Below are 11214 nucleotides of genomic sequence, written 5' to 3'. Positions count from 1 at the left end.
CAGACGGATGTGGCGGTCGTCCGGATCATTTCCGTACGGGTAGGCCGAGCCGGCGGGAGTGAGTGCGACGCCGACCTCCTTGGCCAGGCGCACGGTTTCGGTTGCCGTGCCGTCGACCACCTCGAGGTCGATGAAGTACCCACCCTCGGGCATGGCCCAGCTCGCGATCCCGTACTCGTCGAGCCTGGAGGTCAGGACCGCGTTGGCGGTCTCGAACTTGGGCGCGACGCTCTCCCGATGGCGCAACATGTGCTCGCGCACCCCGTCGGCGTCGCCGAAGAAACGGGCGTGCGCCAGCTGGTTGACCTTGTTCGGGCCGATGGACCGCACCCCGGTATGCCCGAGGTACCAGTCGAGGTTCGCCTTCGAGGAGGACAGGAAGGACACACCCGCACCGGCGAACGTGATCTTCGAAGTCGAGCAGACCTGCAGGAAGCGATTCGGGTGACCCGCCTCGGCGGCCACCGTGTCGACGTCCGGCACCTTGGGGAAGTCGTTGGTGAGGGTGTGGACGACGTAGGCGTTGTCCCAGATCACCCGGAAGTCCGGGGCCGCGGTGACCATGCGGGCCAGGCGGGAGACCGTGTGGTCGTCGTAGACCGCGCCCGTGGGGTTGGAGAAGATCGGAACGCACCACATGCCCTTGATGGACGGATCCTCGGCGACGAGCCGCTCGACCTCGTCCATATCCGGACCGTTCGGACCCATCGGCACCGGAATCATCTCGATTCCCAGTGCCTCGGTGATGCCAAAGTGGCGGTCATACCCCGGGACGGGACACAGCCACCTCAGCTGCGGCTCGTCCTTCCAGGGACGCTCCGAATCAGGGGTGCCGAACAGCATGGAGAACGTCAGCAGGTCGTACATGATCGACAGGCTGGCGTTGTCCTGCGCGAGGACCCTGTCCGCGTCGACACCCAGCAGCTCGGCGAAGATCGCCCGCAACTCGGGCAGTCCGGCGCCGCCTCCGTAGTTGCGCACATCCGTGCCACCGGAGGTGTGGTCCCCCTCCCCCGGCAGCGACAGCAGGCGCTCGGAGAGATCGAGTTGCTCGGGCGACGGTTTACCGCGGGTCAGATCAAGTTTCAGGCCTTTGGCCGCCAGCGCGTCGTACTCCGAGGCCAGTTGCGACTCGAGTCGGGTGAGTTCGTCGGTGGTCAGATCGGACAGCGCCACGATGGCCTCCGTCGGTTTCGGCAACTTGGACGTTGGTGGTGCCCTCTAGATATAAGGGGACCCCGCGCACCCGCCAGAGCCCGCTGACCCTTGCTGCCTTCCGGCCCTGGGGGAGTTCACAGGATGGACGCCGCGCGGGGTCCACGGATGAGTCTAGCGGGACCACCCCGGCCACTGCACGCGGCCCGTCCCTCTCCGCACCCACCCGAAGTTGCGCCCGCGCGTCTCCCCCCACCGTCGCCAGACCCGCACCCTCCCGACGAGAGGAGGCGGTTTGCCTCCGATTCACCGGGCTGGGTAAAGTGCTCCACGGAGGATTCGCCTAGTGGCCTATGGCGCTCGCCTGGAACGCGGGTTGGGGTTTATAGCCCCTCAGGGGTTCAAATCCCCTATCCTCCGCGCAAGAGAAGGTCCCTGATCGTGGAAACGCGATCAGGGACCTTTCTCGTTTCTGCCGAAGCGCCCCAGCCCTGAGCCGTCCCATTCGGACGCATGACCGCCACCCTCCCCGGCGATGCGGACGCACAGGTCAGGCCGAGGCGTCCCGGCGAACTAGCTTTATCGGATTACACGCTCACACTGCACTGATCAGAGTATGTTTAGGTTTCTGCGCCGCTTCGTGGAGCAGCCGGGCGGAAAGGGTATCCACAGTGACAGTGCGGATTCAGCCTGACCCTGCTCGCGGCCGCGTCGGAGCAGGCGAACTACTCCGGGAAACCCTGCTGACTGGCCGTCGTGCCGGGATCGCCGTGGTGGTGCTCGCCTTCGCCACCAACGTTCTGATCGTCTTGCTGGGACGCCCCCTGATCAGCCTGTTGTTCCGTGAGGCACTACAGATGACCGGCCAGACCGGCCTGGACCTGGCAAACCTGAGCCCGTCATTCTCATCAATCCTGCCCGCCTTCCTCCTACTGGCCATCGGACTGTTCGCTTTCGCAATGGTGGCAGTGCAACTGGCGATACTTTTCGTCGCGATCCGACAGGTCTGGGACACCGGAACTGTGAGTACACGCGAGCTGCTCCGGGGGATCCGCGCGGTAGTCCGGAAACTGTTCCGGCGGTCCTCCATCCCGATCTTCTTCTACGTATTCCTGCTGCTGCCGATCAGCGGGCTCGGGTTCTTCTCGACGCTCACACAGGTCATCGCGATTCCGAACTTCATCTCCGGCGAACTCCTGAAGGATCCCGTCACCGCGGTGCTCTGGAACGTTCTGATGCTCGTGATCCTGTGGATCAACATCCGTTGCGCCCTCGCGCTGCCGTTGTTCTTCAACTCCGATGCCTCCGGCACCGAGGCGATCCGCACAAGCTGGCGCACGGTTCGCGGCCGCGAACTCTGGGCGCTCACCGTCACCACGGTCGCCATCGGGGTGCCGACGATACTGCTCGCGGTCGTCATCGCGCTCGCGTCGACGATCCCGGCCATGATCACCGACCAGGGCGCGCCGGCACTGTCCGGGGTGTCCGCCTCGTTCAGCATGGCAATGGCACAGATCGTGCTGCTGATCGTCGTGAGTACCGCGACCGTCCTGTGGCTTGCCATGCTGTCGACGGCCGCCCGGCTCGCGGGCGCCACGCCGGACCCCTTGGCGGAGTCGTCTGACGAGCGCGACGACCACGCCTACCCCTCCGGCCCCTGGCGATGGGGACTGGTCATGGGCGCCACCGCACTGGTGGTCCCACTGCAGCTCGTCCTGTCGGAGCCGGTCCATGCCCTCGCCGCCATGCCGGACACCGAGATCCTCGCCCACCGCGGCTACCTCGCCGGCGGCGTGGAAAACACGATCCCCTCCCTAGAGGCCGCCGCCGAGGTGGGAGCGGACCGGGTGGAGATGGACGTCCTGCAGACAGCGGACGGCCAGTTCGTGGTGATGCACGACGCCAACCTCACTCGCCTCGCCGGTCAGAACGTCAACGTCAAAGACCTGACCCTGAACGAACTCACCGCCATCACGGTGCGTGACCAGGTCGGAAACTCCGCGCGGATCCCCTCTCTGGCCGAGTACGTGACCCGCGCCAAAGAGATCGACATGCCCCTGCTGATCGAGATCAAGATGGGCGGACTCGATACCCCGGACCATGTTGATCTGCTGGTGGAGGAGCTCACCGAACTGGACGCGCTGCAGGGCAACACATTCCATTCGCTCGATCACGCGAGCGTCGAACGCCTCAAGGAGCTCCTGCCCCGCACCGACGTCGGATACATCCTCGCGTTCGCGGGGGTCGGTGTCCCGGACACCTCGGCGGATTTCCTGGTGATCGAGGAGTACACCGCGACCGACACCATGCACGACGCGGCGGCGGACGAGGGGCTCGGCTTCTACGTCTGGACTGTCGACGATTCGCTCGCGCAGCGTGTGCGGATCCGCACCGGAGCCGATGGGATCATCACCGACCGGCCAGACACGGCGCTGGAATCCCGCGAGGAGATCATCAATGAATCGGGCGTGACGCCGGCACTGTTGGATCTGATGGTGGGCTTCGTGATCTTGTGATCGACCCGAACCGGTGCGCGGGATCGGGCTGGCCGGGCAATCCGGAAGCGCAACCCGGCCACCGTCGACCGCCGCCCTGGGTAGCATCGCCCACGTGACGGAGACCACAGCCCCGGACGTCTCGCTTCGCGTGCTCGTCTACAGCAGCCAGGCCGCGACCCGTGGCCGCGTCATCTCCGCCCTGGGCACGCGAACGCATCCGGATCTGCCGCGCCTGGATCACCTCGAAGTGGCCACCGCGGCGGCGGCGATCTCGCACCTTGACGCCGGCGGGATCGACCTGGCGATCCTCGACGGCGAGGCCACCCCCACCGGCGGCATGGGCCTGGCCAAGCAACTGCGCGACGAGCTCGAGCACTGCCCGCCGATCCTCGTCCTGATCGGCCGGGCGGACGACCGCTGGCTCGCCGACTGGTCCCGCGCGGACGCCTCCGTAGCGCACCCGATCGACCCACTCACTTTGCGCGACACCGTCAACGACCTCCTACTGCGCGCCGCGCCCCGCGCCTGACGGCCACCCGTCCCACGCCCGCCACGCGCCCGAAGGCGGCCCGCAACCCCGCGAATCCACCCCCGACACGCGGCTTGCCCAAAGTCCCGACACACGTCAAAGAGATGTGAGTAGAGTCACAGGCAGTGACCACTGAGATCTAGGTCACAGGGGAATCGGGCGCTGCCGGAACCCACCACAACCGGCCGCCCGCATCCCCTGCGGTTGCAGGAGAGGTGTGCCCACAGGCATGCCCTCGACCAGGCGCGAGGGAGTGACGTGACATGAACGAGTATGTGCCGATTCTGGTCCTCGGGGCCCTGGCCGTCGCGTTCGCCGTGTTCTCGTCGTTCGTCTCGTCGCTGGCGGGTCCGAGCCGCTTCAACCGGGCCAAGGTCGAGGCCTACGAGTGCGGCATCCAGCCCACCCCGCAGCCGGCGGGCGGCGGCCGTTTCCCGGTGAAGTACTACCTCACGGCGATGCTGTTCATCATCTTCGGCATCGAGATCCTCTTCCTGTACCCGTGGGCCGTCTACTTCGACGAACTGGGCGTGTTCGGCCTGGCCGCGATGGCCCTGTTCGTCTTCAACGTCTCCGTCGCCTACGCCTACGAGTGGCGCCGCGGCGGCTTGAGCTGGGACTAGTCCGACCGAAATACGCGCACGCGCGGCACTGACACGCGGAAGGGAGCGGTGGCCATGGGCATCGAGGAACAGGTACCTGCCGGATTCCTGCTGACCACGGTCGAGCAGCTCGCGGGCTATTTCCGCAAGGGTTCGCTGTGGCCGGCCACGTTCGGCCTGGCGTGCTGCGCGATCGAGATGATGTCCACCAGTGGCGGCCGCTACGACCTGGCGCGCTTCGGCACGGAGGTGTTCCGCGCGTCGCCGCGGCAGGCGGATCTGATGATCGTCGCGGGGCGGGTGAGCCAGAAGATGGCCCCGGTCCTGCGCCAGGTGTACGACCAGATGGCCGAGCCCAAGTGGGTGCTCGCGATGGGCGTGTGCGCGTCGTCGGGCGGGATGTTCAACAACTACGCGATCGTCCAGGGCGTCGACCACATCGTGCCCGTCGACATCTACCTCCCCGGCTGCCCGCCGCGCCCCGAGATGCTCATGCACGCCATCCTCACGCTGCACACCAAGATCGAGTCGATGCCGCTCGGCGTCAACCGCGTCGAGGCGGTCAAGGCCGCCGAACAGGCCGCACTCGACGAACGCCCGCTGATCCCGGTCGAGGGGATGTTCCGATGACGGACGTCCCCGACCGCCGCGACCGGTCCGACGCCGCGCAGCCAAACCCGGCCACCGACGCGTCCCCGACCACCGCCTCTACATCTGGCGAGACCGCGGTGCCCGATGCGCACCGCGCCGCGCCGGAGCAGGTGGGCGAGCGCCGCGGCATGTTCGGCGTCCGCGGTACCGGGGACACCTCGGGCTTCGGCGGCCTGGTGCGCCCCACGTTACTGCCGGGCGGGTCGGAACCCCCTTTTGAGGACGACGACGACAACGCCATCGTCGACGGTCTCACCGACGCCCTGCAGCGGCGGGGCGGACCGTCCTTCGCGGAGGCTGTCGAGCAGGTGGTGGTCCACGCGGGGCAGCTGACCCTGCACGTGGTGCGCGAGCACCTTCCGGCGGTGGCGCGGACCCTGCGGGACGAGCCGGACCTGCGCTTCGAAATGTCGCTCGGTGCCAGCGGGGTGCACTACCCGGACGCGACCAGGCGGGAGCTGCACGTGGTGTATCCCCTGCAGTCGATCACCCACAACCGGCGCGTGATGCTGGAGACCTGCGCCCCCGACGCCGACCCGCACATCCCCACGCTGACCCGCGTATATCCCACCACCGACTGGCACGAGCGCGAGACGTACGACTTCTTCGGCGTCATCTTCGACGGCCACCCGTCGCTGACGCGGATCGAGATGCCCGACGACTGGGAGGGCCACCCGCAGCGCAAGGACTACCCACTCGGCGGTATCCCGGTGCAGTACAAGGGCGCCACCGTCCCGCCGCCGGATCAGCGGAGGGCGTACTCATGAGCCCCGACCGCACGATCCTCACCGCGTCCGGCCAGGACTGGGACGCGATCAGCGAGGCGGCCCGCAACGCCGACGACGACCGCATCGTGGTCAACATGGGCCCCCAACACCCGTCGACGCACGGCGTGCTGCGGCTGATCCTCGAGATCGAGGGCGAAACCGTCACCCAGGCCCGCTGCGGGATCGGCTACCTGCACACGGGCATCGAGAAGAACCTCGAGTACCGGTACTGGTCGCAGGGCGTCACCTTTGTCACCCGCATGGACTACCTGTCGCCGTTCTTCAACGAGATCGCGTTCTGCCTCGGCGTGGAGAAATTGCTCGGGATCACCGATCAGGTGCCGGAGCGGGCGACGGTGATCCGGGTGATGCTCATGGAGCTCAACCGGATCTCCTCCCACCTGGTCGCGATCGCCACGGCCGGCATGGAGCTCGGCGCCACCACGCCGATGCTGTTCGGCTTCCGCGACCGCGAGCTCATCCTCGACGTGTTCGAGGTGATCACCGGCCTGCGGATGAACCACGCCTACGTCCGGCCCGGCGGGGTGGTGCAGGACCTGCCAGACGAGGCCGTCCCGATGGTCCGCAACCTGCTCGACGTGCTGCCGGGACGCATCCGGGAGATGGAGTTGCTCCTGCGCGAGAACCCCATCTGGAAGATGCGGCTCAAGGACATCGCGTACCTCGACCTGACCGGCTGCATGGCCCTCGGCATGACCGGCCCCGTCCTGCGCGCGACCGGACTGCCGCATGACGTGCGCCGCTCCGACCCTTATTGCGGCTACGAGACCTACGAGTTCGACGTCATCACCGGCTCGGGCAGCGACTGCTACGACCGGTTCCTCGTCCGCGTCGACGAGATGAAGGAGTCGCTGAAGATCGTCGAGCAGTGCCTGGACCGGCTCGCCCCCGGCCCGGTGATGGTCGACGACCCCAAGGTCGCATGGCCCTCCAAGCTCAAGGTGGGCCCGGACGGACTCGGCAACTCTCAGGAGCACATCCGCCACATCATGGACAGCTCCATGGAGGCGCTGATCCACCACTTCAAGCTGGTCACCGAGGGATTCTCGGTCCCGCCGGGCCAGGTGTACGTCCCGGTGGAATCGCCGCGCGGCGAGCTGGGTGTGCACATGGTCTCCGACGGCGGCACCCGCCCCTACCGCGTCCATTACCGGGATCCCTCGTTCACCAACCTGCAGGCGGTGGCCGCCATGTGCGAGGGCGGGATGATCGCCGACGTGATCGCGGCCGTGGCCAGCATCGACCCCGTGATGGGAGGGGTGGACCGATGAGAAGTGCAGAACGGCCCGGCGGCGAGCCGGTGTTCCTCCAGTTCGGCCGCATGCCCGACGAGCCCGGCGAAATCCTCCAGCCCGACGCCCGCCGCGAATACCCCACCGACGTGCTCAAGCGCCTCCATGCCGATGCCACAGAAATTGTTGGCAAGTATCCGCAGGCCCGATCCGCGCTCCTGCCCCTGCTGCATCTAGTCCAGGCCGAAGACGGGTACCTGACCCCGGCGGGTATCGAGTTCTGCGCCGTCGTCGTCGACCTCTCCCCCGCCGAAGTCATGGCCGTGGCCACCTTCTATTCGATGTACCGCCGCACGCCCACCGGCGACTACCTCGTGGGCGTGTGCACCAACACCCTGTGCGCGGTCATGGGCGGCGACGAGATCTACGCCGACCTGGCCGACCACCTCGGCCTCGACGGGCCCGGCACCACCGACGACGGGCGCGTCACCCTCGAGCGGATCGAGTGCAACGCGGCCTGCGACTACGCGCCGGTGATGATGGTGAACTGGGAATTCTTCGATGACCAGACGCCCGAGAAAGCGCGGCGCGTCGTGGACGACCTGCGCGCCGGCGAGACCGTCACGCCCACGCGCGGCGCGCCGCTGTGCACGTTCCGCGAGACCTCCCGCATCCTCGCCGGGTTCCCCGACTCCCGGCCCGGCGCCAACGACGGCGCTCCCGGTGAGGCGACGCTGGTCGGGCTGCGCGTCGCCCGCGAACACGATATGCAGGCGCCTCAGGCCCCCGGCACTGGCTCCGCGTCCGACGTCGCCGCCAGCCCTTCCGACCCGGACGAGGAGGCCTGACATGGCACTCGCGCCGTACCTCAGCCGCTACTGGGACACCCCCGAGTCGTGGACGCTGGAGTCCTACCTCGCCCACGACGGCTACACCGGGCTGCGCAATGCTCTGGCCACCGACCCGGACTCGGTCACCTCCACGGTCCTCGATGCGGGGCTGCGTGGCCGCGGCGGCGCCGGATTCCCGACGGGACGCAAGTGGAGCTTCATCCCGCAGGCGAAACCCGGCGAGACCCCCGCGCCCGGGTCGCCGGAGGGCAAGCCCAAGTACCTGGTGGTCAACGCCGACGAGTCCGAGCCCGGCACCTGCAAGGACATGCCGCTGATGATGGCGACGCCGCATGTGCTGATCGAGGGCGTCATTATCGCCGCGTACGCGATCCGCGCCTCGCACGCGTTCATCTACCTGCGCGGCGAGGTGGTGCCCGTGCTGCGCCGCCTCCAGGTCGCGGTCGCGGAAGCCTACGAAGCCGGATACCTGGGCAAGAACATCCAGGGCAGCGGATTCGACCTCGAGCTGGTGGTCCACGCCGGGGCCGGCGCCTACATCTGTGGCGAGGAGACCGCGCTCTTGGACTCGCTCGAGGGTCGCCGCGGGCAGCCGAGACTTCGGCCGCCGTTCCCCGCCGTAGCCGGCCTTTACGCCTGTCCCACGGTGGTGAACAACGTCGAGTCGATCGCCTCCGTGCCGGCGATCCTGCAGAACGGGACCGACTGGTTCCGGTCGATGGGCTCGGAGAAATCGCCCGGCTTCACCCTGTACTCGCTGTCCGGGCACGTCGCGCGGCCCGGCCAATACGAGGCACCGCTGGGCATCACCCTGCGCGAGTTGCTGGAGTTGGCCGGCGGGATCCGCGAGGGCCACACCCTCAAGTTCTGGACGCCCGGCGGGTCGTCGACGCCGCTGCTGACCGACGCGCACCTCGACATGCCGCTCGACTACGAGGGCTGCGCCGCCGAGGGCACGATGCTCGGTACCAAGGCCCTGCAGATCTTCGACGACACCACCTGCGTCGTGCGGGCCGTCCTGCGGTGGTCGGAGTTCTACGCCCACGAGTCCTGCGGCAAATGCACGCCCTGCCGCGAGGGCACGTACTGGCTCAAGCAGATCATGCAGCGGCTCGAGGACGGCACCGCGAGCGAGGACGACATCGAGCGGCTGCTCGACATCTCCGACAACGTTTTCGGCAAATCGTTCTGCGCCCTCGGCGACGCCGCGGCCACCCCGATCATGTCGTCGATTCGACTGTTCCGCGACGAGTACTTGGCACACATCCCGGATGGCTGCCCGTTCGACCACCGCCGTTCCACCGTGTTCGCCGATCGCCAGGAGGTGGCCCGATGACCAAGCCCGATTCCGGCGCCCCCGGCGCCCCCGGCCCGGCTCCCGCCGAAGACCTGGTCACACTGACGATCGACGGCCGCGAGGTCTCGGTCCCCAAGGGCACGCTGATCATCCGGGCCGCCGAGACGATGGGCGTGGAGATCCCGCGCTTCTGCGACCACCCGCTGCTCGAGCCGGCGGGGGCGTGCCGCCAGTGCATCGTCGAGGTCGAGGGCGCCCCGAAACCGGTCACCTCCTGCACCACCCCCGTCACCCCGGACATGGTCGTGCGCACCCAGGCCACCTCCGAGGTCGCGGACAAGGCGCAGCGCGGCGTGATGGAGTTGCTGCTCATCAATCACCCGCTCGACTGCCCGGTCTGTGACAAAGGTGGCGAGTGCCCGCTGCAGAACCAGGCGCTGTCCAGCGGGCATGCGCTCTCCCGGTTCACCGAGGTCAAGCGCACGTTCCCCAAGCCACTGTCCCTGTCGTCGCAGTTGCTGCTCGACCGCGAACGCTGCGTGATGTGCGCCCGCTGCACCCGCTTCTCCGAACAGATCGCCGGGGACCCGTTCCTCGACCTGTTCGAGCGTGGCGCCCAGCAGCAGGTGGGGGTCTACGGCGACGAGGCATTCGAGTCCTACTTCTCCGGCAACACGGTTCAGATCTGCCCGGTCGGCGCACTGACCGGCGCGGCCTACCGCTTCCGGGCCCGGCCGTTCGACCTGGTCTCCTCCCCGAGCGTCTGCGAGCACTGCGCCAGTGGCTGCGACCAGCGCACCGATCACCGCCGTGGCCGGGTGCTGCGTCGCATGGCGGGCAACGATCACGAGGTCAACGAGGAGTGGAACTGCGACAAGGGCCGCTGGGCATTCACCTACGCCACCGAGCGGGACCGCATCACCACGCCGATGATCCGCGGCGAGGACGGCGGCCTGGTGCCCGCGCCCTGGTCGACCGCGCTCGCCGTGGCCGCCCAGGGGCTCGCCGCCGCCCGCGGACGCACCGGCGTCCTGACCGGCGGCAGGCTGACCAGCGAGGACGCCTACGCCTACGCCAAGTTCGCGCGCACTGTCCTGCACACCAACGACGTGGACTTCCGGGCCCGGCACCACAGCGCCGAGGAGGCCGACTTCCTCGCGAAGCGCGTGGTCGGCCGGACTCCCGACGACGGCGGCGTGACGTTCACCGACCTCGAGACGGCCCCGGTCGTCCTGCTCGTGGGCTTCGACCCCGAGGAAGAATCGCCGATCGTCTTCCTGCGGCTGCGGCGTTCCGCGCGTGACCTCGGGCTGCCCGTGTTCGCGATTGCGCCGTTCGCCTCCCCGGCCGTGCGCAAGACCAGCGCGACCCTGCTGCCGACCGCCCCCGGCACAGAGCCGAAGGTCCTCAAGGCACTCGCGGCCGCCGATGCGAATCACGACGTGCTCGCCACACTGCTGCGCCAGCCCGGAGCGGTGATCATGGTCGGCGAACGCCTCGGCGCGATCCCCGGTGGTCTGACCGCGGCATCCGCGCTCGCCGATGCCACCGGGGCCCGCCTGGCCTGGGTTCCCCGGCGCGCCGGCGAACGCGGCGCACTCGAGGCCGGAT

The 11214-nt window shown here is 68.3% G+C and carries 10 protein-coding genes, 1 tRNA gene and 1 other RNA gene; 10 read left to right on the top strand and 2 right to left on the bottom strand.

Features of this window, described 5'->3' with window-relative positions; genetic code table 11:
- The coding region (locus G6016_RS04500) for an aspartate aminotransferase type Ic (protein ID WP_422110446.1) at positions 1 to 1176 on the bottom strand (1176 nt) is incomplete at its 3' end.
- Between the two features lie 51 nt (positions 1177 to 1227).
- Positions 1228 to 1322: signal recognition particle sRNA small type (ffs, locus tag G6016_RS04495), an RNA gene on the bottom strand.
- A 165-nt stretch (positions 1323 to 1487) separates the two neighbouring features.
- Between ffs and G6016_RS04490 the strand changes: the two genes are divergently transcribed.
- From G6016_RS04490 to G6016_RS04445, 10 genes are all read left to right on the top strand, one after another.
- Positions 1488 to 1575, top strand: a tRNA-Ser gene (locus G6016_RS04490).
- 257 nt (positions 1576 to 1832) lie between these two features.
- A complete protein-coding gene (locus G6016_RS04485) occupies positions 1833 to 3671 on the top strand; it encodes a glycerophosphoryl diester phosphodiesterase membrane domain-containing protein (RefSeq protein ID WP_182631502.1) in 1839 nt (612 codons plus the stop codon).
- A 94-nt stretch (positions 3672 to 3765) separates the two neighbouring features.
- On the top strand, positions 3766 to 4182 hold the full coding sequence (locus G6016_RS04480; protein WP_182631501.1) for a DNA-binding transcriptional response regulator: 417 nt from the start codon (positions 3766 to 3768) through the stop codon (positions 4180 to 4182).
- Between the two features lie 263 nt (positions 4183 to 4445).
- On the top strand, positions 4446 to 4805 hold the full coding sequence (locus G6016_RS04475) for an NADH-quinone oxidoreductase subunit A (RefSeq protein WP_182631500.1): 360 nt from the start codon (positions 4446 to 4448) through the stop codon (positions 4803 to 4805).
- A gap of 54 nt (positions 4806 to 4859) precedes the next feature.
- A complete protein-coding gene (locus tag G6016_RS04470) occupies positions 4860 to 5414 on the top strand; it encodes a NuoB/complex I 20 kDa subunit family protein (protein ID WP_182631499.1) in 555 nt (184 codons plus the stop codon).
- The gene (locus G6016_RS04465; RefSeq protein WP_182631498.1) at positions 5411 to 6202 is read left to right on the top strand and encodes an NADH-quinone oxidoreductase subunit C; all 792 of its coding nucleotides are present in this window, start codon (positions 5411 to 5413) and stop codon (positions 6200 to 6202) included. The genes G6016_RS04470 and G6016_RS04465 overlap by 4 nt, the downstream gene beginning before the upstream one ends.
- The gene (nuoD, locus tag G6016_RS04460; protein WP_182631497.1) at positions 6199 to 7494 is read left to right on the top strand and encodes an NADH dehydrogenase (quinone) subunit D; all 1296 of its coding nucleotides are present in this window, start codon (positions 6199 to 6201) and stop codon (positions 7492 to 7494) included. Before G6016_RS04465 ends, nuoD begins: the two co-directional genes overlap by 4 nt.
- Positions 7491 to 8303: an NADH-quinone oxidoreductase subunit NuoE gene (nuoE, locus tag G6016_RS04455; RefSeq protein ID WP_182631496.1), complete on the top strand. Its 813-nt coding sequence runs from the start codon at positions 7491 to 7493 to the stop codon at positions 8301 to 8303. Before nuoD ends, nuoE begins: the two co-directional genes overlap by 4 nt.
- A gap of 1 nt (position 8304) precedes the next feature.
- A complete protein-coding gene (gene nuoF / locus G6016_RS04450) occupies positions 8305 to 9642 on the top strand; it encodes an NADH-quinone oxidoreductase subunit NuoF (RefSeq protein WP_182631495.1) in 1338 nt (445 codons plus the stop codon).
- Positions 9639 to 11214 (top strand): NADH-quinone oxidoreductase subunit G (locus G6016_RS04445; RefSeq protein ID WP_182631494.1); only part of this gene is annotated, 1576 nt, incomplete at its 3' end. The genes nuoF and G6016_RS04445, both read left to right, overlap by 4 nt.

It is taken from the genome of Dietzia aerolata (assembly GCF_014144865.1).
GTDB lineage: Bacteria > Actinomycetota > Actinomycetes > Mycobacteriales > Mycobacteriaceae > Dietzia > Dietzia aerolata.
Note: the sequence above shows the minus strand (reverse complement) of the source record. Positions and strands in the feature narration are given on the sequence as shown.

Bases quoted from the DNA above. Each gene is read 5' to 3' on its own strand.
- G6016_RS04475 (WP_182631500.1), top strand. From the start codon at position 4,446: ATGAACGAGTATGTGCCGATTCTGGTCCTCGGGGCCCTGGCCGTCGCG.
- G6016_RS04470 (WP_182631499.1), top strand. From the start codon at position 4,860: ATGGGCATCGAGGAACAGGTACCTGCCGGATTCCTGCTGACCACGGTC.
- G6016_RS04465 (WP_182631498.1), top strand. From the start codon at position 5,411: ATGACGGACGTCCCCGACCGCCGCGACCGGTCCGACGCCGCGCAGCCA.
- nuoD (WP_182631497.1), top strand. From the start codon at position 6,199: ATGAGCCCCGACCGCACGATCCTCACCGCGTCCGGCCAGGACTGGGAC.
- nuoE (WP_182631496.1), top strand. From the start codon at position 7,491: ATGAGAAGTGCAGAACGGCCCGGCGGCGAGCCGGTGTTCCTCCAGTTC.
- nuoF (WP_182631495.1), top strand. From the start codon at position 8,305: ATGGCACTCGCGCCGTACCTCAGCCGCTACTGGGACACCCCCGAGTCG.